We start from the raw sequence: 20,578 nt of genomic DNA on the forward strand, positions 1-20,578 counted from the left end.
TACAGAGATTAGCAACTAAAGGTTACTTACTTTTTTTGTTAATGGTAACATTACTTGCTTGATATCTGATAATAGTTTTGGAGTATACTTAATATTAATTTTTGATGCGCTGAATGTTTGCTCCTAATGCAATTAATTTTTTTTCAATAAGCTCATAGCCACGATCTATATGATAGATACAATCTACCAGGGTAATTCCGTCAGCAATACAGCCTGCTAACACAAGGCTAGCGGAAACACGTAAATCGGTAGCCATAACTGGTGCTGCAGATAGTTTTTTAACACCATGGCAAATAAGGGTATTTTTGTTTTCAATTGCAATTTTTGCACCCATGCGCAAAAGTTCTGGAACATGCATAAAACGATTTTCAAAAATAGTTTCAGTAATCTGTGCAGATCCATCAGCAATTAAATTCAGGAGGCTAAATTGAGCTTGCATGTCAGTTGGAAATCCAGGATAAGGAGCGGTTGAAATGTTCACTGCTTTTGGTCGTCTTCCGTGCATATCTACACTAATCCAATTTTTTCCTTCTTGAATGTCCGCTCCAGCTTCACGTAGTTTTTCAGATACTTTACATAATGTATTCGGTTGTGAAGCTCGACACATCACTTTACCGCCAGAGATCGCACCCGCAATTAGAAAGGTTCCTGTTTCAATGCGATCAGGTAAAATGCGATATACACCACCACCTAATCGTTTTACGCCTATAATCGTTATGCAATCGCTACCTGTTCCGGTAATATTTGCTCCTAGCATATTCAAAAAATTAGCAGTATCAACAATTTCTGGTTCTCGTGCTGCATTATCAATAATAGTGGTGCCCTTCGCAAGTGTGGCTGCAATCATGATAGTAACTGTAGCGCCAACACTAATTTTATCCATTACAATATGAGCACCTCTTAGACGATTTTGTACAGAAGCATTAACATAACTACCTTTGAGTTTGATATGAGCACCTAGTTGCTTGAGACCAGTAATATGTAAATCAATTGGTCGATCACCAATAGCGCAGCCTCCAGGTAGTGATACTTGGCCTTTTCCAAAACGTGCTAGCAATGGACCTAAAACCCAAATTGAAGCTCGCATAGTTCTTACTAGATCATAAGGAGCGCAATATACACTGACTTTACTTGCATCTAAATATACTGCATTATCGTGCTCAGCTTTCACACCTAGCTTTCTGAGTAATTTTATGGTAGTCTCTATATCTCTTAACTTCGGGACGTTATATATCTCTACTGGATCTTCAGCAAGCAAAGCAGCAAATAAAATAGGTAATGCAGCATTTTTAGCTCCAGAAATAGTAACCTCACCACTTAACCGGGTTGGACCTTTTATGCGAAATTTATCCATTATCACTACTCGAAATTTCTAGAAATGGTTACCAGTAAGTTCTGCAAACTATTTTATAATATGGTCATATAAGAAATGATATTCTTCTCATATTATGATTTAATGACCATTCAATTGCGAATCACGATTCCATTCTTCTGGGGTGAATGTTTTAATGGAAATAGCGTGCACATGATGATCGGTAATATAGGATGCTAGAGGGGCATATACTATTTTTTGTTTTTGAACGCGACTAAGTCCATTAAAGACTTGACCAATCGCAATAATTTGTAAATGACTACTATCACCACTAACATATACTTTTTGTAATGGTAATATTTTTAGTAAAACGGATTTAATTATACTGTTATCAACCATTTTCTAAATCTCACTATATCATAAATAAGCAAACATCTTATTGAGAAGATAAAAAATTCTAAAAATTACTTTTATCTTAGAATTTTGCATAATTGCGTGATTCTGTAATACAGTTAAGAGAATATTTTATGGATCACTTAACTTTTATTGTTATATCAATTTAATCATGATTCTAATCAGCTACTGGTAATCTAACAAAGTTTTATTAAATGTAAATTATATTATTTCTATAATTAATTGTTATGGTTCTTCTAAGAAAGATAGGTTAATAGAATCTTGAATTTCCTGAATGACATAAATCAGTAATACTTAAATAGATTGCTATATAAAATTGTATAGGACGATTTGTCATATAAGATTTAGATAATTATTTTTTATTGTTAAAAATTTGGATTTTTTAAAATCGTTAAATAGGATATTTAAATAACTTTTTAAATAGAAATTTTGTTTATATTTTATATAATATGTCATCATTTTGGTCGAAAAACATTTGATATATCATTATTATTTTATATTCTGTTAAAATTAATCTCGTTATTAGTTATGCTTACTTTAAGCAAAAATAACTAGTTGTTATATATGTTTATGGTATAGAATATGATATAGAGCTCTTAGTATGATCGTGTAAGTTGCTAAACTATATGTATAGTATATGATACTATTAGAATATATATGTATGTATTTTTTTAAATTTTATATAGAAAATGTTATCTATTTTCATAATTTAAAAGGTATGTGTAAATAATATATATAAATATATTTTTTATTTAGGTTTAATAAATAAAAAATTCATAGCATATTCATATATATATTGACTGCATAATAAGTTATATAGACTATGATAGTAGAGTCAGTAAGGCTGTTTAACTAAAAGTCTGATATATAAATTAGAAATTATAAAACATTCAGGGTATCTAAATAATAGATGTTAATTATATAATAAGATATTAAGGAATAAGATATTAAGGTAATTTAATTGATTAAGATTAAGTTTACCGTGCTAAATTAATGCTTGGTAAAATACCAAAACATTTCTGTAAGCTATCAAATTTATAATAGGATCGATCAGAGTTTATAAAATAGCACAGTTCTATACATTAATTAAAATTTATCTAAAATAGATATAATTTATAATTATGTATTACTTATAATACTATGATTGTATACAATATCAGATCTAAAAGTAATAAGAAAAATTTTCTTGAGGGATTTTCTGAGTTATCAGGTAGTTTTTACTATGTTGTTAATGTTATCGATCGAATTCCTCAGTGCTTATTATTAATAATTGTTTGCAAGTTATACAGTGTGATCAGAGCATGGATTTGAGTCGTGATCCCAGAAATAGAAATACATGGTTCTTTTTGATGATGTGCATTATTTCTCTGCAAGTGAATTAGTAAAGCTAGGCCACCTGTGTCGACTCGTGTTAATTTGCAGATATCTATGTTATCTACGCATTTCATTATTAAATGACGTTGCTGCCATAAAGGTAGTAACGTTTTATGCACTAGTGCACCTGTAAGATAGAGGTTTTTTTTCTCTATTTTCCACTTTAGCTGGTTATTCATTCTTATTATTTATTCGATTTGATTGAATAATGAGTATAGGATTGCAGTTTTTTTGTTAAACCATTGATACCTTCTTGGCGTAAAATATAACTCCATTCATTTTGTTTAGTCATAATGATGCTCACACCTTCTACGATAATGTCACAGGCTTGCCAATGACCAGTGATACTGTTTTTGCGCCACTGAAAGTCTAATCGTGTTCTTGGCCCGCCAGTAGGATCCACAATAGTTATGCGAACAGGAACTATTGTTTCGGTATGAATTGGTTTTTCTGGTGTAATGTAAAAAGACTGTCCTTTATACATTGCTAACATTTGAGTAGTAATACGAGATACATATATTCTAAAAGCCTTGTAGTAGGTGTTGCGTTGAGCTTTAGTTGTACTTTGGTAATAAGGTCCTAATACTGATGCGGCTGCATATTTTATATGTATATAGGGCAAAAGCTCTTCCTCTATAATTTTTTGAAGATAGCATGGATTATGATTAATAATTGTCTTTTCATTTTTAATTCGATCAAAAGTATGTATGGCAACTGTTGCCATGATTTTATAAGGATTGCTTTGTGTATTTTCTTTTGTTTTTACCTGTGAAGAGAATATTATTATCAGGATAAGTATAAATTTGAACATATTAGCCTCTGTTATGGATTATTGATTATCAACCGAGGTTTTGATTTTTTTGGGCTTGTAATATCAGCTATAGAAAGTCGATGCTTATTATCCGTATCATCATTTTTATATAGAAATTGACCAATTATGTCTTCAAGTACGATAATTGATTTTGTGTCCTGAATAGTTTCGCCATCTTTTAGCATATTAGTACCTATTTCTGGGTCACTAAAGCCAATGTTGAGCGCTAAATATTGCTCACCCAATAGACCGGAGGTTCGTATTGCCAGTGAACTAGTATTTGGGATATTATTATATTGTTTTTTAATGTCTATTTGAACTTTTGGTGCGTAAGTATTTGGATCTAGTGTAATGTCGGTCACGCGACCTATTACTACACCTCCAACTTTAACTGGTGAACCTGTTCTTAGGTTACCTACATTATCAAAAGTGGCATATAGCTTCCATGTGGGTGTATTAAATAATGGGCTGATACCACTTACTTTAAGACATATAAAAAGAATCGCGCTTAGAGCAACGAGCAGGAATATGCCTACTAAAACTTCATTTTTTTTTGTTTGCATTGTATATTAGCGCCCTGACATTAGCGTTGTCAAAATAAGATCTAGACCAAGTACTGCTAGTGAGGCGTGCACTACAGTTTTTGTGGTGGCTTGACATATTCCTTCAGAGGTTGGAGTGGCATAATAGCCATTAAACAATGCTATCCATATCACAGTTACAGAAAATATTGCACTTTTAATTGCACAATTTGTAATATCTTGTTTTAAATGAACGCTATCGTGAATAGCAGTCCAAAAAAAACCAGAATCAATGCCATTCCAAGTCACACCTACTACTGCACAACCCAGAATTCCAACTGAGATAAAGATAAAAGTTAGTAAAGGCATGCTAATACAGCCAGCCCAAAATCTAGGAGGAATAATGCGTTGTAATGGATCAACCGCCATCATTTCCATGCTCGCAAGTTGTTCAGTAGCTTTCATGAGACCTATTTCTGCAGTAACAGCTGATCCAGCGCGCCCGGTAAATAAGAGAGCTGTAACTACTGGCCCAAGGTCGCGTAGAAGTGATAGAGTGACTATCATCCCAAGATCGCTTTCAGTGCCATAAGTTTTCAATACTTGGTATCCCTGCATACTTAAAACCATTCCAATGAATAATCCAGAAATCATAACGATTAATAGTGATAAAAATCCAATATTATATAGTTGTTTTACTAATAACGCTATATGTAAGTGACAACGTGGAAGATTAAATAGTGCATGGAATAGTATTAATCCAGCTCGCCCTAAGGAAGCGCAAAAGTTAATTATTTTGCAACTCAGTAAAGCCAATAATTTTAGATACATTATTGTATGCCTTTTCTTGATCCAATTAAATCTTGTAGATAATCCCTAGAAGGAAAGAAGCATGGTATATGTTCCTCAGTAATACCGTTAATAAATTGACGGGCTCGGGTGTTATGATGTTTACGCAGTTCTTCTGTTGTGCCTTGCGCTAATACTATCTTATCTGCTATAATATACGCATAGTTCGCAAAACTAAGAACCTCCAAAACATTATGAGATACAATAATAAAGGTTATATCTAAAGAATGTTGAAGATTTTTAATTAACTTAATTAAAGCACTTGTAGTAACAGGATCTTGGCCAACAAAAGGCTCGTCGAGCATAATTAAATCTGGCTCTAGAGCAATAGCACGCGCCAATGCAGCTCTCCTTATCATTCCACCTGATAACTCAGAGGGCTTTAAATGTGCAGCCCCCCGCAATCCAACAGATTCTAGTTTCATTATTACTACGCTTTCTAGTAATTGTATTGGTAGATAAGAATGTTCTCGAAGCGGCCAGGCAACATTATCAAATACATTAAGATCTGTGAATAGAGCGCCAGATTGAAATAACATGCTCATCTTTTTTCGTGTCTCATACAAACATGAATTAGAAAGAGCAGGGATATTTTTACCGTTAAACCATATTTCTCCGCGTTGCGGATGGATCTGTCCTCCAATTAATCTTAATAATGTGCTTTTTCCGATGCCGGATGGTCCTATAATAGCTGTTATTTTTCCTCTAGGCACGGAAATAGAAATATTATCAAAAATTAATAAATTATTATAAGCAAAATTTAGGTTTTTGATTTCTACTATGTTTTGTTTCATATGATCTGTAAATATCTCTACTAGTATTATTGTTGTGAGATAATAGTTGCGCGCTAGTTAGATTTTCTAAAAATTCTAAGATGTCATTCTGGCATATTATTTCTAATATATAAAATATATTATGCATTTATATCATGTGTTTAATATATGTGAGTGTTTTTGATAAAATATTATATTGAATATCATTTTTATTTATTAGGTATTAGGGCTGGATCATTGATTGTCTACCTAAGATAATAAATAGAACTTCTAGTTATTATATAACTTATGTATGATTAATTTGGTTAAAAATATTTTCACAGTTTTTCTGCGCGGTAGCATGAATATTTTTTGTATATCTGAATTTATCAGGACATAGCCATTCCTATAAAAGTTATTTGTTTTTGATTAGTAGAAACTAAAAATTTATAAAATATTGCTCCATAGTTAAATTATACAACGATCACGATTTTTTTTTAAAATATATACTGATATTAGGTCATGATTATAAATCTCATGTTATTTTCTGAAAACTTATGTAAAATTATAGATTTTTTAGTATATACATCATCATAGTGTTAATGTTTTTATAAGTAAACGCGGAAATCTGCACATTTATGTTTTAGATTGAATATAATACGTTAATAATTTTGTTTTTAATTAAAATCATTGACTTACGATATGGATCGTTGAGACTTAATATGGATTTTTTATGTTAGATAGTTTTCTTATAATAATACTACTTATTTTGGTTAGTTCATTTTTTTCGATTTCAGAAATTTCCCTGGCGGCAGCTCGAAAAATTAAGCTTAAGATTTTAGCTGATGATGGTAATATTAATGCGCAGCATGTGCTTAATATACAAGAAAATCCTGGTATGTTTTTTACTGTAATACAAATTGGTGTGAACGCAGTAGCAATTTTAGGTGGCATCGTTGGTGATACAGCTTTTTCTCCAGCATTTTTTACGATTTTTGTGCATATAGTTCGCGTTGATGTTGCAGAGCGTCTTAGTTTTATATGTTCATTTACACTTACTACCAGTCTATTTATATTATTCGCTGATTTATTTCCTAAGCGTTTAGGAATGAATTCTCCCGAAAAAATGTCACTCAAAATTATTCATTTAATGCGTGTGTGTCTATTTATTTTTCGTCCACTTGTGTGGTTTTTTAATGGCGGCGCTACTATTATATTTCGAATTTTTAAAATACCAATGGTGCGTCAGGATGAAATTACATCTGATGATATATACGCTATAGTTGAAGCAGGAGCATTAGCTGGTGTATTGCGAAAACAAGAACATGAACTGATTGAAAATGTATTTGAACTAGAGTCACGGGCAGTGACTTCTGCCATGACTCCACGTGAAAACGTGGTTTGGTTTGACCTCGATGAAGATGAATGTAGTTTAAAAAAGAAGATTGCCTGTCATCCGCATTCAAAATTTTTAGTTTGTAGTGATGATATTGATCACATCATTGGTTATATAGATTCAAAAGAGCTTCTAATGCGCGTTCTCAGTCACCAGCCTTTATCTTTAAATAGCAACATACAGATTTGCTCTGCGCTTATTGTACCAGATACTCTTCGATTATCTGAAGCTTTAGAAAGTTTTAAGACCGTCGGAGAGGATTTTGCAGTCATCATAAATGAGTATGCACTAGTAGTGGGCATTATTACTCTTAATGATGTGATGACAACCTTAACGGGTGATTTAGCCGGACAAGGATTAGAAGACCAGATTATTGCGCGAGACGCAAGTTCATGGTTAATTGAAGGTAGCACCCCGATTGATGATGTTATGCGTGTATTGCAGATTGATTCTTTTCCTGATTCAGAAAATTATGAAACTATTGGTGGTTTTATGATGTTTATGTTGCGAAAAATCCCTAAACGTACTGATTTTATAAAATTAAAAGGATATAAATTTGAGGTGGTCGATATTGATAGTTACCGGATTGACCAGCTTCTGGTGACACGTGTTGATTTTACGCATATACACCATCTACATTAAGATTATAAAACAGACCAAAAAGAGCATATTATGTACGTCAATTATATTTCATTTATTATAGGATATAATGTCACATTCTTTGCAAAATTAATATATTACATATTAAGATATTGCAAGTATTAATGTGCAAATTATATAGTTATAGACATAGTGTAGTGCAAAAAAGCATTGTAGATTATTTTAATATAAAGAGACATAGTAGTGATTTATTATCATATAGCGTTTAGTCATATCATAAATAGTTCGCTCTCTAATGCGAGTATGTATATGTTATTTTAATTGGAGATTAATATAGCAGAACGTCATGCTAAATGACGTGACGGTAAGGTATTTTACATAATTCGATCCTAGCTATTTCTATCATGGCTATGAGATCGAGTAGATAAAAATTTTAATTATCTCAAAAATTTTTAGCTGATCAGTGATTATCAGGATCATTATTAGCGTATGAAAAACTCATCTTTTGATTAAGAATTGTTTTCTTAAAAAACTATAAATTTTGTATTGATGTACTTAGTGCAATCTGTTATTAATAATCATGCTAGAGATATAGAAGTTTAAAAATTTTTTAACTAATCAGTCATAGATGCTATGGTTATCGTCTATCCTATATGATATAGGATAGAGTATGTAAAATATCATATATATATGAAATATAACTGAAAAATATAACTGAATATAGACAATACAAAACAATAAGCCATCTTGGATAAATACTTCTAATAATATCATTATAGAATGTATGATATGCGAATTGGGTAAAAATTTGAGTATTGAGAATATAAAGTTATAATGTATTGTACTGGTACAGTACACATTTATGTTATAAATTAGATATTAACATGTATACTATGATGGTATCAGATATAGTTTGATTGAGTTGTTAGATATTAAGAACTTTCCTTTATTTTTAATATAAAATCTTTTTTATAATAGTTGTAATTATTATTAAAATCGCTTTTTAGACTAAAAGTTTAATTTTTCTTAAAAATATAATATTATGACTTATGCATACATGAGGTATTTATTTAGGTACTAAAAAATGAAGGAGATTGACAGGAGTAATAAGAGGGATGATTAAGCTAGGTATAGTAATGGATCCAATTACCTCGATTAATTTAAAAAAAGATTCTAGTATAGCGATGTTAATAGAGGCAAAGTTTCGTGGTTATGAAGTACATTATATGGAAATGCCTGATTTATACTTATATAAGGGTGATGGGCGTGCTCGTACGCGATTAATTAATATAATTATACAAAATAATAATTCTCCTTATTTTTCTTTTACAAATGAACAAGATATAGCGTTATCTAGTCTGGATGTAATACTCATGCGAAAAAATCCTCCATTCGATGCTGAGTTTTTATATTCTACTTATATTTTAGAGCGAGCTGAGGAACAAGGTGTTCTTGTTATTAACAAACCGCAGAGTTTGCGTGATTGTAATGAAAAATTATTTACTTTATGGTTTTCTGATCTCATACCAGAGACATTAGTGACCAGGAATATTATAAAAATTCGTGAATTTTGGCAAAGGAATCATGATATTATAGTTAAGCCATTAGATGGAATGGGGGGTTTATCTATTTTTCGTATTAAAAAAGACGATTCAAATGTATCAGTAATTCTTGAGACTATAACTAAATATGGCAGTGTATATTGCATGTCACAAGAATATTTACCATCGATTCTGGATGGTGATAAGCGTGTTCTTGTCATAGATGGTCAAGCCGTACCATATTGCTTGGCTCGTATACCACAAGTAGGTGAAGTACGGGGTAATCTTGCAGCTGGTGGTTATGGAGAAGTGCGCATGCTATCTGAAAGTGATAGAAAAATCGTAGATCGCGTATCCCCAACATTGCAAAAAAAAGGTCTTATGTTTGTTGGATTAGATATTATAGGTAACAAATTAACTGAAATTAATGTCACGAGTCCAACCTGTATTTGTGAGATTGAGGCCGCTCTATCAATATCAATTAGTGGACTATTGATGGATGTTATCGAAAAACGTTTACCTAAATGCTTTCTATAATAGAGCGTTATCCTTTATATAGAGAGATTTCTTTTGATAATACCTAAAATAATAGGTATTTAATAAATGCAGAATATTTAGTATGAATTTACAAAATCATTTTTTAATTGCTATGCCAACTTTAAAAACTCCGTTATTTAAGCGGGCAGTTGTCTATATTTTTGAACATAATTCTGATGGGGCTATGGGATTAATTGTTAACAAACCTATGGATAATCTTATGGTTTCAGGGATGCTTCAAAAATTAAAAATTGTTCACTCTTCTAAAGTATCTAAGATTAAGTTAAATAAACCAGTTTTTTCTGGAGGTCCGTTAGCAGAAGACCGAGGGTTTATTTTACACTCAGCACAACAAACCTTTTCTTCTAGTATGCGTGTTTCAGATGATACGATAATGACCACATCTCGCGACGTTCTAGAAACTTTAGGTACTGATGAGCAACCTGATGATGTGTTAGTTGCTTTAGGTTGCTGTGCATGGGGACAAGGTCCATTAGAGCAAGAGTTAATGGAGAATGCTTGGTTAACCACTACTGCAAACAGTAATGTGTTATTTCGCACGCCTATAGCATCAAGATGGAACGCAGCAGCTAAGAATCTTGGTATTGATATGTATAATATTGTTAGCGAAGCGGGCCATGCGTGATGCTCAATCAGACATTTTTATCATTTGATTTTGGTATAAAAAGTATTGGAGTTGCTACTGGTCAGCGTATTACTCGTACAGCATATCCGCTAAAAGCGATAAAAGCACAATTTGGTACACCTGACTGGAAGCAAGTAGATTGTCTTTTTCAAGAGTGGAAACCAACTCACATTGTGGTAGGCTTGCCACTTAACATGGATGGAAGTAGGCAGCCTTTTACAGAAAAAACATCTTTTTTTGCACAGTGTCTTAATGAACGTTATAAAATAACGGTAGATCTACATGATGAGCGTTTAAGTACAGTTGAAGCGCGTGCGAAAATATTTAAACAAGGAGGGTTTTCCGCTTTACTTCAAAAAGATTTTATTGATTCACTTTCTGCTGCAATTATTTTAGAAAGTTGGTTAGAGCATTCGCATTATCAGATTTAAAGATTTGTTAGAGCGATTTTAGCGCACCAAAGTTTTTATTTTCGAAAAATTAAGAGATTTTTATTAGTTTATGTTTGTATCATAGGGATGTAAATTTAATAAAGATATTATTCTATATTTATAGAATGAACTTTAAAAATAAATATAATACATTAAAAATTAGAAATTAGTAATATTATCGTTTTGCATACGATTTTCTATTTTGTTTAAAGCTTCAATGCGTTTATCAAGTGACGGATGTGACATAAAAAGTTCACTGATCCATTTGGATTTACCATGAATACAAAATGCCATCAGATTACCAGGCTCTTCTGGCTCGTAACTAGTTTTTAAACGTTGTAAGGCGGCAATCATTTTTTTACATCCAACTAAGCGAGCCGCGTCTGCGTCAGCATAGAATTCACGATGACGTGAAAACCACATGGTAATAATGCTAGCAAGCACGCCAAAGACAAGCTCAAGTATTGTAGAAACAAGCAAATAAATCATGGGATGACCATTGGTCTTTTCTTCTTCAGGATCATCTGAATCTGAGCCAAAACCTGATACCAGTTGAGCTATAATTCGCGATATAAAAATTACAAAAGTATTTACAACTCCTTGAATTAAGGTCATAGTGACCATATCACCATTAGCGATATGGCTAATTTCATGTGCTAAAACTGCTTCAGATTCATCACGGCTCATGTTTTTTAGTAGGCCAGAAGATACTGCAATTAATGAGGAATTACGGCGTGCACCAGTAGCGAAAGCATTAATGTCTAGCGCATGATAGATAGCAATTTGTGGAGTGGTGATGCCTACTCTTTTTGATTGTAGGGAGATAGTCTCTACTAACCAGTTTTCAGTTTCATTACGAGGATTCTGAATTATTTCACCACCAACCGAACGTAACGCCATCCATTTTGACATCAATAACGAAACTATAGCCCCACCAAAACCAAATAGGCCGGACATGATTATAAGACCAGTCAAACTGTTTGACCTCACCCCTGTTAAGCTCAGAATGAATCCAAATACTAACATGACAGCAAGGTTAGTTAGGAGGAATAGAGCAATACGTATCATAAAAATTAATCTCCTTAATTATTTATTTATTAAAATGTTCTACATTTTTTAATGTAGCTCATACTTATATTTTGAGATTTATAAACTATTTGCCTGCTTGTCGCAGAAATTTTTATTGAGATATCTTGAAAAACAAAAATCACATGGAGTATACATCTAATTATTATTAGATAAAAGAAATAGCATAAGTTAGTAAAAAAAATTTAAAATAATATCTGCATGATTGTATATTCTACATTCGTGCAGGATGCTCAATTATAAGAATATCATTTATTGAAAATTCATAATACATAAAACATGAAAATATTTTATTAATTAAATAACTTTATTATATTGATAGGTGTTTTATAAACTCTTCATGTGAGAGTATGGGCGTAAGATGAACAATCCTCATCCTTTGATTAGTTGATGTAATTATGTATTGAAAATCATGAAGGATAAATAAAATACGTAATGAGTAGTTATAAAAGAGTTTATCTACAATCTAGTACTAATATACTAACCTCAGGTGATTGTATCATAAACTGAGATTAAAATTTATATTTCTCATAGAGATTTACTATTAAATCATCATTTTGCACAGAAATATCTTTTATATTTAATATTTTTATATAGATTTTTGTTATCTATTACCTTGAAAGTAACTCTAATTTTATGCATGATTTTATGAATCTATATGTATATGGAGTATTTAACGTAGAAAAAAATTTAGCGATTATTTTGTTAAAGCAGTATGCACACTATACAGTGCTCAGAATAGATATTTTGCTACGATTTATTGGGTAATATAGTTCAAATGGCTTTTATAATATGATATATGAACATGATATGATAGATTATTAAAAATAATACTATTTAAATGATACTCACTAATATATCATATAATATATAATTAAAAATATAATTAAAAATTAGTTAATGAAATAAAATTCATATATGAAAAATGAACATATATTATAAAATAATATATGAAATTAGCATCTATCTTATATTATTTGATAATAATATAGGTAGGTAATGCCTGCATCGTTAGTAATTCATCATAATTCTTAAAAGTGGTGATGATATAATCAATGATCGGCATTATATTGTTTTTCATATTATTGTTTTTGTGAAATCTCATTGGTTAGATTAGATCATTGATTAGATAAAATTTAAGTTATCATTAATTTTAAAATGACATAATAATTAAATAAATCACCTTGTTTTACCTATTAATTTTATTCAGATTTATGAATTTAGGATATTGTATCTAAAATTAATATTAAAAATCTATTTGATACTTTTATCAGCAATTCTTAATAATTAATAAAAGGATAATTGTTTGGATTTTCTGTTTAAGATTTTTAAAAACCAATGATTCTTTTATATAAAATAAGACCTTTATATAATATTTATTTAAGTTTTTATATTATATATAAATTATTATAATATAATAAGAGCGAGATGTTACGTATGTATAATGCCACTATATTAGTTTGTATGAATTAATTTACTTATTTTAATTAATTAATAATTTTTTATTTTATAAAAGTTTTTAGTTCAATGAAGGATTGATTTTTTATACATACAATATATAGATTTAAATAGTTCAGGTGATAATTTGTAGTACTCATAAAATTTTATGTAAAATTAAACTGTAAGTTAATAGATATTTAACACTAGCTTATTAATTAATTTGAATATTCTAATAGATACAATATAAATAACATAATATGTCTGATCTTTCTTTAAGAAAAAGCGTCTAAAAGTTATGGACGATGCGCCATGTAATAGGAAAAACGATGGAATTTTTAAACTGTTAGCAATAATATAAAGACTGCATGGGAATCAAGAGTTTGTTTTGAAACTTATCTTTTATATTTCACAAGATGAGCGTTTGTTTTACTTTACAATGATGATAACTCTTAATTATAGATTTTTTCTTTATTAAGAAATTTTTTTAATAAAATATAAAAATATTTATTAAACACTCTATTTTGTATTAGAGCTATAATTACAGTAATTATAGATACATTAATTTATAGATATACACTAGTGTGATGTTGTATAAATTGTTAAACATAATTATATTCTAGGGTTTTATTCATGTTATGTCCAAAGGATAAATATATTTATTTATAGATCAGTTTTTTGTGGTATTGAATAAATATTTCTAGTTATTACTTGAAAAAATACATAGTAATAGATTATTGCCAATGGCAAAGGATGTTTTTATACTATTTGTTAAAAATATCTAACAGGTATTATTTTTCACTAAAAATAAAAAAAATTATTATCGCTTGTTTGGCGATATAAATTACTGCACCTACCCTAGATCTTTACAGAGATTCTTTAAATAAAAACTAATACATTCGGCATGCTGTATAAAATTTTTAGAATTTTTTGTTGTTTTATTTTTATTGAGTTTTGATAATTAAAAAAATTTTATATAAATTATTTGAGTGTGTCTCAATCAGATGATCACAAATTTATATGGATCTTATCGTTGGCTGGTGTTCAGTGAACATATCTTAATATTAATAAATGTAAAATTGTAAAAATACATAGAAAATAGTGTTTATAAAAATATTTATAATGATTCTTACATGTAAGATATAATCTAAAAGATTAGAGGTATTTTTGATTTTTTACTTATATTGTCACGATAGTGAGCAACTTGTATTGGATACTTAACTTGTTTTACAAGAGATAATAGATATAGAAGAGGGAATAAATGAAAGTCATCGAGAGAGAGTTGACCATTTACTGAATCAGGCTTATTAATAAGTATCGCGAGCTGCTGTAAATCGTTATTAATATTATTGATTAATTTTGAAAAATCTTTAGTCAAGTTTTCAAAATTACCGTAGGATTTTTCTTTTTTTATCTTAAAATAGCTGCGCGCTTCAGGAGTGGATAGTTCAATAAATGGCGCTACAGCTATGTGTGGTATAAGTAAATAGTATATGTATTTATTGACATGATTTAACCAGTAATGCACTGCAGGATTAGTTTTACCTATTAGTACAGGAGTTTGGTTTAAAGTATCAACGTATTTAATGATATCAAGACTTTCTGCCATATATTTATTATCTTCTCTCATTAAAATTGGCACCATTTTCTTATTGATCATTTTTTTAGGTGTGATCTCATCATTGTTCATTAGCACGATAAGATTGACGGCAATATTTTTCAAACCAAAAATCATACGTGTTTTAATGCAAAATGGGCAATGAGTATATATATATAATTTCATATTGTTTTTATTTTACTTTACCTATATGTAGAAGGTGTGGGTTATGTTCATCCATAGGCTAATAAATTTTTATTATTATTTTTATTATTATTAAGTGATATATGTTCTATAAAATCGAAAAAAATGTAATAGTGCATGTAACGGTAGCTTTTGAAATCTTTTTCATATATAAAAATATTTTTACACTTAAGTTACTTAAGAAAATATTGGGATTGATACACGAATTTCAAAATGTTTGTAGTTGATTTTCTAAAGTAACTATCAGTACTACTTTTTACAACATGGTCATTAAATTAGAATAAACTATAACATTTATAATCTTTCTGAAAAATTTTTTAAGTTTGATTTAACTGTAATATTAGTTAAATAAATAGTGATATTTATCAAACTAATAGAATTATTATTCATGGTATATGTTATTTGTTTTTTATACAAACACTAATAATTCTGTAAATTATCATGAAAGTAATATATTTGAGTAATATTTGCTGTGAATTTATAAAATTCTATCTTATCTTGGGTGATTATATCAAAAATATTTTAATCTAAAACTTTATAATTTTATCACTGTCATCATCATGATGATAATTTTAAATTAAGTTCATGACAAATCTGATCTACCCATCGATTAACCCGATCCTTAGTAAGTTCTGGTTGTCTATCTTCGTCAATAGCAAGACCAAGAAAATGAGTATCATCTAGCATCCCCTTAGATTTTTCAAAGGTATAACCCTGAGTAGACCATTTTCCGATGATTGTTGCAGACTTTAATATAATGATATCTCTAATAGCCCCCATTGCATCACAGAAATAATCAGAATAATCCATCTGGTCGCCACAGCCAAATAAGGCTACTGATTTACCTGAAAAGTCTATTTCTGATAGAGTTGGGAAAAAATCATCCCAATCACATTGAGCTTCGCCATAATACCATGTGGGAATACCTAATAATAGAATATCAAAGCTTTCAAGATCTTCTTTGGCGCTATTAGCAATATCAAACAGTCCTGCGATGTTATGCCCAAGTTTATTTTGAATCATTTTTGCAACTTTTTCAGTGTTACCTGTATCGCTACCAAAAAAAATACCAATAAGTGCCATGCGTGTAGTAACCTCTAAAAATTTGTTTTTAGTTAAAAAATCTATACAAAATGATTAATAACCACAGATTAGTTATCTTTTTATAAAAAATAAGAACAATGTAAAAAATTTTAGATTAATTATATATATATGATCTGTATACTGTACAAATTAATGTTTTTAGATTTTATCTATTACTATAATATAGCTTATAGAGCTAGATTGGAGAATAGCTTTATTACATACATTTGGCTATGAAATATACATAAAATATTAAAGAATAATTGTTTATCTAGATTTTTATAATAACAGCATCACCTTATCTATTATTCTTGCTAGGAGTTTGTACTAGTCACAGATATTCTGCATGGATATATTACGCGATTTTATATTATCTTTTACTATATAATAGCATGTATGTATAGTGATATTACTTATGATAAATAATCATCTTTTTTGATAAAAGAATTTTTATAAAACCAAGTAACTATAGACTCATATTATCGACTGCGAAAAATAATGCGGCCTTTACTTAAATCGTAGGGGGTGATTTCTACTGTAACTTTATCACCAGTTAAAATACGAATATAATTTTTTCGCATTTTTCCAGATATATGCGCTATCACCGTATGACCATTATCTAATTCAATGCGAAATGTTGTATTGGGTAGTGTCTCTAGTACTGTTCCCTGCATTTCAATATTATCTTCTTTAGCCATTAAATCCTCTGGGTGAATATTTTACTAGTAACAAAACTTTTAACTCTACTCATGCAAATGAATTTATCTACTTTACCTGTTCTTTAAATATTACTTCTCAAAAAAGAAAATGATTGATAAAATTGTTAATCATTCGGATAAATAATATGAATCAATGATTTGTGGTCAATTAAAATACTATTATTTTACTATTAAAAGTGTTTTTAAGATTTTTAGGTGACTGTATATTTCATTCTAGATGATATTTGATCTTCATATTTTGCAGTATCCCGTATTATATTCCATTTTATATGCTAAGAAAAAAATTTTAAATAATAATAGCAGTATCTGTTAAATTTGTCAGTAATTTTTTACATAATAAAATCTTTAAGTAATAACGAAATATTAGCATTCTCGAGCAATCTATTATGAGTAATATGATTTTATATTGCGATTATGTTCGTGTATGAATACTGTCTTCATATGGAATTCAGTTCATTTATCCTATATGTTTTAATAAGAGTTTTTGAATATTTGATTTTGATAAATACTAACTAGATTGTAAAATTATGCAAAATATCAATATACTAAGATTTTTTCTATTTCATGATAAAAGTGTTCTATAATTTTTAATTATTAGATGATTATAGAATTTTTAGTGTATAAACTAGAATTATTTAAATAGTTTTAACAGGTTGATTAATTTTTAATATAAATAAAACTAACAAGATTATGCTTTTAATAGCATTAAATAATTTATTCGTTGATGGAGTGTGTTATTTTAAAAAATTATTTTTGATAAAAAAATTTATAAACTATACTATATATAGTATAGTTTATTATATAATAAAATTTATAGTGATTATATGAAATAATGGTTGAAATTACAAAAGAACATTATTAAGTATGTTTAAGATTTCTAAAAGTTATTATCTATTAATAGAATAGTATTCTTCATTAATAATACTATTATTTTATTTATTAAATTATTATATTTATAATAGATAATAAAATCTATAAAAATTATTTATATTTTATTTCTTAATATATTTATTATATATAAAACATATAAGACTAAAATATATAAGACTAAAGTGTTATGTATAGTTTATTTATAGATAGCTTTCATGAAAGATAAACCTATAATTATAGATAAAATTAGTGATGAAGTATATTTCAGTATTTATAATAGTTAAAACTGTTATGAGAGCAAAGGTTGTATGTAATTATGTAATGATTAGTATTTTATACTTGTTAGTATTTTATAAAAATTTTAAAACAATGTATTACAATACAAAAAATATATAGTAATATTTTAACGATTATATATATTATATGCATGTCCACTTGATATTGAAAAAGTTTGTAATATTAGTAGTGGTATATTAATCTACATAAGCATAAGTGTATATAATATACTAGATATTTAACATTAATTTGTCTTTTTAGTATTAAAATTAAAAATAACACTCATATATTATATACTATAGGTATCTACTCTTGGTAGAATTTTTTTAGGATGAGTGACAATGAATTAAAAACTTCGCGTAGACATCTTACCGTAGATGATATATTTTTGAAAGTTTATGCACAGATTCAACTAACTCATGTGCATTTTCTGGTAAAACATCAGGATAAATTCCATGCCCTAGATTAAAAATATGCCCGCTTCCATGACCATAATCTGCAAGTATTGTCGATACTTCTTGTCTGATACGAGAAGGAGAGGCGTATAATATTGATGGGTCCATATTACCCTGGATAGCCACTTTGTTGCCAACACGCCTTCTAGCATCAGCAATATCTATAGTCCAGTCTATCCCAAGTGCATCACATCCTATATCAGCCATGGCCTCAAGCCACTGTCCCCCACCTTTTGTAAATAATGTCACCGGCACGCGCTGCCAATCATGCTCATGGAATATACCATCAATAATTTTGTGTATGTACTGAAGTGAAAATTCTTGGTAACTACGTCTTGTGAGGATGCCTCCCCATGTATCAAAGATCATGATGGCTTGAGCTCCAGCAAGTATTTGTGCATTTAGGTATAATATAATGCTATCTGCCAATTTATTGAGCATCAGATGAAGAGTATTTGGATCTGTATACATCATTTTTTTTAATTTAGAACAGATTTTACTAGCACCACCTTCAACCATATAAGTTGCTAAAGTCCATGGACTACCAGAAAAACCAACTACTGGCACCTGTCCATTTAAGTTTTTACGAATAGCGCGCACTGTGTTCATGACATAACCAAGCTGCTGTTCCGGATCTGGAATGGATAATTTTTTAACATCAGCGCGACAAGTAATGGGGTAAGCGAAGCGCGGACCGTCACCATCTGAAAAAGAAAGTTCTAGACCCATAGCATCGGGAATAGTAAGAATGTCAGAAAACAGAATCGCTGCATCCAAGGCATAGCGGCGTAATGGCTGTAGTGTTACCTCGCAAGCTAACTCTGGATTTTTGCATAATAACATAAAACTTCCTGCAATAGCACGAGTCGCTTTATATTCTGGTAAGTAACGTCCAGCCTGACGCATCATCCAGACAGGAGTACTATCTACTGGTTTACGCAATAAGGCGCGTAGGTAACGATCATTTTTTAGTGTATTCATTTCTCAATTATGTCTCTTGAATGAAATTCATGCATAAAATTCATTAGTAATATTACTAATGCAGTGCATAAAATCTACTTATAACTATCAGTAAAAGCAAACTACTTGACATCTTTAGCAATTAAGAAATTCTGATACTAACTAATGCTGAAAGCATTTTTTCTTTATTTCATCTTGACATACCTCTAGTGAGCATGATTTGTTTGATCATTTATAATCGTAATGTAGATGTGTCATAAAATATTACTATGATACATTTATTTTTGTTACTACTGTAAATGAATCACATAACTAATTTTGATATACAGTTCTATTAGTAGTCTAAGGATGTATATACAAAATGATGTAAAAATCTAGAGAGAGGAAGGTTTCTTTTAAAGAAATCTCCATTGAGAGATAATAGTACAGATATTTTTTTAAAAACTAGATAGATGTGTTGTCTGTTATACAAAAAACCTTTGTTAAGTAGAGATATTTTATTATGAATTTTTATCATACAGATAAGAATAGGTTGGTTATTAGTTATATCTTATTATGGTATCTTTTAATATTTAAGGTAGGTATGAATTTTTTAAGAAAACTTTATACTTTATGAAAGTATCTTATTAACAGATAATATCTATTGCTTATGCAAGGCCAATAAGTTTAGCTTAATATATTAAAATAAGCTTATGTTATAAGTCGAT

Annotated in this window: 16 protein-coding genes; 4 read left to right on the forward strand and 12 right to left on the reverse strand. The window is 29.4% G+C overall.

What is annotated here, in order from left to right; translation table 11 throughout:
• Window positions 1-94 precede the first annotated feature (94 nt).
• The 7 genes from murA to ERCISPPS3390_RS01060 form a co-directional block, all read right to left on the reverse strand.
• Window positions 95-1,354: a UDP-N-acetylglucosamine 1-carboxyvinyltransferase gene (gene murA, locus ERCISPPS3390_RS01030; RefSeq protein ID WP_197095008.1), complete on the reverse strand. Its 1,260-nt coding sequence runs from the start codon at window positions 1,352-1,354 to the stop codon at window positions 95-97.
• A 99-nt stretch (window positions 1,355-1,453) separates the two neighbouring features.
• A complete protein-coding gene (locus tag ERCISPPS3390_RS01035; RefSeq protein ID WP_197095009.1) occupies window positions 1,454-1,711 on the reverse strand; it encodes a BolA family protein in 258 nt (85 codons plus the stop codon).
• Window positions 1,712-2,976: 1,265 nt separating this feature from the next.
• Window positions 2,977-3,279, reverse strand: a complete 303-nt coding sequence (gene mlaB / locus ERCISPPS3390_RS01040; RefSeq protein ID WP_197095010.1) for a lipid asymmetry maintenance protein MlaB — start codon at window positions 3,277-3,279, stop codon at window positions 2,977-2,979.
• Between the two features lie 5 nt (window positions 3,280-3,284).
• Window positions 3,285-3,911, reverse strand: coding sequence for a phospholipid-binding protein MlaC (gene mlaC, locus ERCISPPS3390_RS01045; protein ID WP_197095011.1), 627 nt, complete (start codon window positions 3,909-3,911; stop codon window positions 3,285-3,287).
• Window positions 3,912-3,922: 11 nt separating this feature from the next.
• Window positions 3,923-4,474: an outer membrane lipid asymmetry maintenance protein MlaD gene (gene mlaD, locus ERCISPPS3390_RS01050; protein WP_197095012.1), complete on the reverse strand. Its 552-nt coding sequence runs from the start codon at window positions 4,472-4,474 to the stop codon at window positions 3,923-3,925.
• 6 nt (window positions 4,475-4,480) lie between these two features.
• Window positions 4,481-5,263, reverse strand: a complete 783-nt coding sequence (mlaE, locus tag ERCISPPS3390_RS01055; protein WP_197095013.1) for a lipid asymmetry maintenance ABC transporter permease subunit MlaE — start codon at window positions 5,261-5,263, stop codon at window positions 4,481-4,483.
• Complete coding sequence (locus ERCISPPS3390_RS01060; RefSeq protein ID WP_197095014.1) at window positions 5,263-6,075, reverse strand: ATP-binding cassette domain-containing protein; 813 nt, start codon at window positions 6,073-6,075, stop codon at window positions 5,263-5,265. The genes mlaE and ERCISPPS3390_RS01060 overlap by 1 nt, the downstream gene beginning before the upstream one ends.
• A 691-nt stretch (window positions 6,076-6,766) precedes the next feature.
• Here ERCISPPS3390_RS01060 and paeA point away from each other — a divergent pair.
• The 4 genes from paeA (at window position 6,767) to ruvX (ending at window position 11,184) form a co-directional block, all read left to right on the forward strand.
• Complete coding sequence (gene paeA / locus ERCISPPS3390_RS01065; protein ID WP_197095015.1) at window positions 6,767-8,071, forward strand: polyamine export protein PaeA; 1,305 nt, start codon at window positions 6,767-6,769, stop codon at window positions 8,069-8,071.
• 1,073 nt (window positions 8,072-9,144) lie between these two features.
• Window positions 9,145-10,107, forward strand: a complete 963-nt coding sequence (gene gshB / locus ERCISPPS3390_RS01070) for a glutathione synthase (protein WP_197095016.1) — start codon at window positions 9,145-9,147, stop codon at window positions 10,105-10,107.
• An 82-nt stretch (window positions 10,108-10,189) separates the two neighbouring features.
• Entirely contained in the window at window positions 10,190-10,753 is a 564-nt protein-coding gene (locus ERCISPPS3390_RS01075) for a YqgE/AlgH family protein (RefSeq protein WP_197095017.1), read from the forward strand.
• Window positions 10,753-11,184 (forward strand): Holliday junction resolvase RuvX, encoded by a 432-nt coding sequence (gene ruvX / locus ERCISPPS3390_RS01080; RefSeq protein ID WP_197095018.1) that lies wholly within the window; start codon window positions 10,753-10,755, stop codon window positions 11,182-11,184. The genes ERCISPPS3390_RS01075 and ruvX overlap by 1 nt, the downstream gene beginning before the upstream one ends.
• 159 nt (window positions 11,185-11,343) lie before the next feature.
• Here ruvX and htpX read toward each other — a convergent pair whose 3' ends face one another.
• The 5 genes from htpX to hemE all read right to left on the reverse strand — a co-directional run bounded on the left by htpX (window position 11,344) and on the right by hemE (window position 19,892).
• Complete coding sequence (htpX, locus tag ERCISPPS3390_RS01085) at window positions 11,344-12,252, reverse strand: protease HtpX (RefSeq protein ID WP_197095019.1); 909 nt, start codon at window positions 12,250-12,252, stop codon at window positions 11,344-11,346.
• A 2,602-nt stretch (window positions 12,253-14,854) separates the two neighbouring features.
• Window positions 14,855-15,490 (reverse strand): glutaredoxin 2, encoded by a 636-nt coding sequence (gene grxB, locus ERCISPPS3390_RS01090; RefSeq protein WP_197095020.1) that lies wholly within the window; start codon window positions 15,488-15,490, stop codon window positions 14,855-14,857.
• A 576-nt stretch (window positions 15,491-16,066) separates the two neighbouring features.
• Window positions 16,067-16,591: a flavodoxin FldA gene (gene fldA / locus ERCISPPS3390_RS01095; protein ID WP_197095021.1), complete on the reverse strand. Its 525-nt coding sequence runs from the start codon at window positions 16,589-16,591 to the stop codon at window positions 16,067-16,069.
• Between the two features lie 479 nt (window positions 16,592-17,070).
• Window positions 17,071-17,289 carry a translation initiation factor IF-1 gene (gene infA / locus ERCISPPS3390_RS01100; protein WP_072666130.1) on the reverse strand — a complete coding sequence of 73 codons (219 nt, stop codon included), beginning with the start codon at window positions 17,287-17,289 and terminating at the stop codon, window positions 17,071-17,073.
• Window positions 17,290-18,824: 1,535 nt separating this feature from the next.
• Window positions 18,825-19,892 (reverse strand): uroporphyrinogen decarboxylase, encoded by a 1,068-nt coding sequence (gene hemE / locus ERCISPPS3390_RS01105; protein WP_197095022.1) that lies wholly within the window; start codon window positions 19,890-19,892, stop codon window positions 18,825-18,827.
• Between the last annotated feature and the right edge of the window lie 686 nt (window positions 19,893-20,578).

The sequence above is a fragment of the Candidatus Erwinia haradaeae genome (genome assembly GCF_900698885.1).
Taxonomy (GTDB): domain Bacteria; phylum Pseudomonadota; class Gammaproteobacteria; order Enterobacterales; family Enterobacteriaceae; genus Erwinia_E; species Erwinia_E haradaeae_H.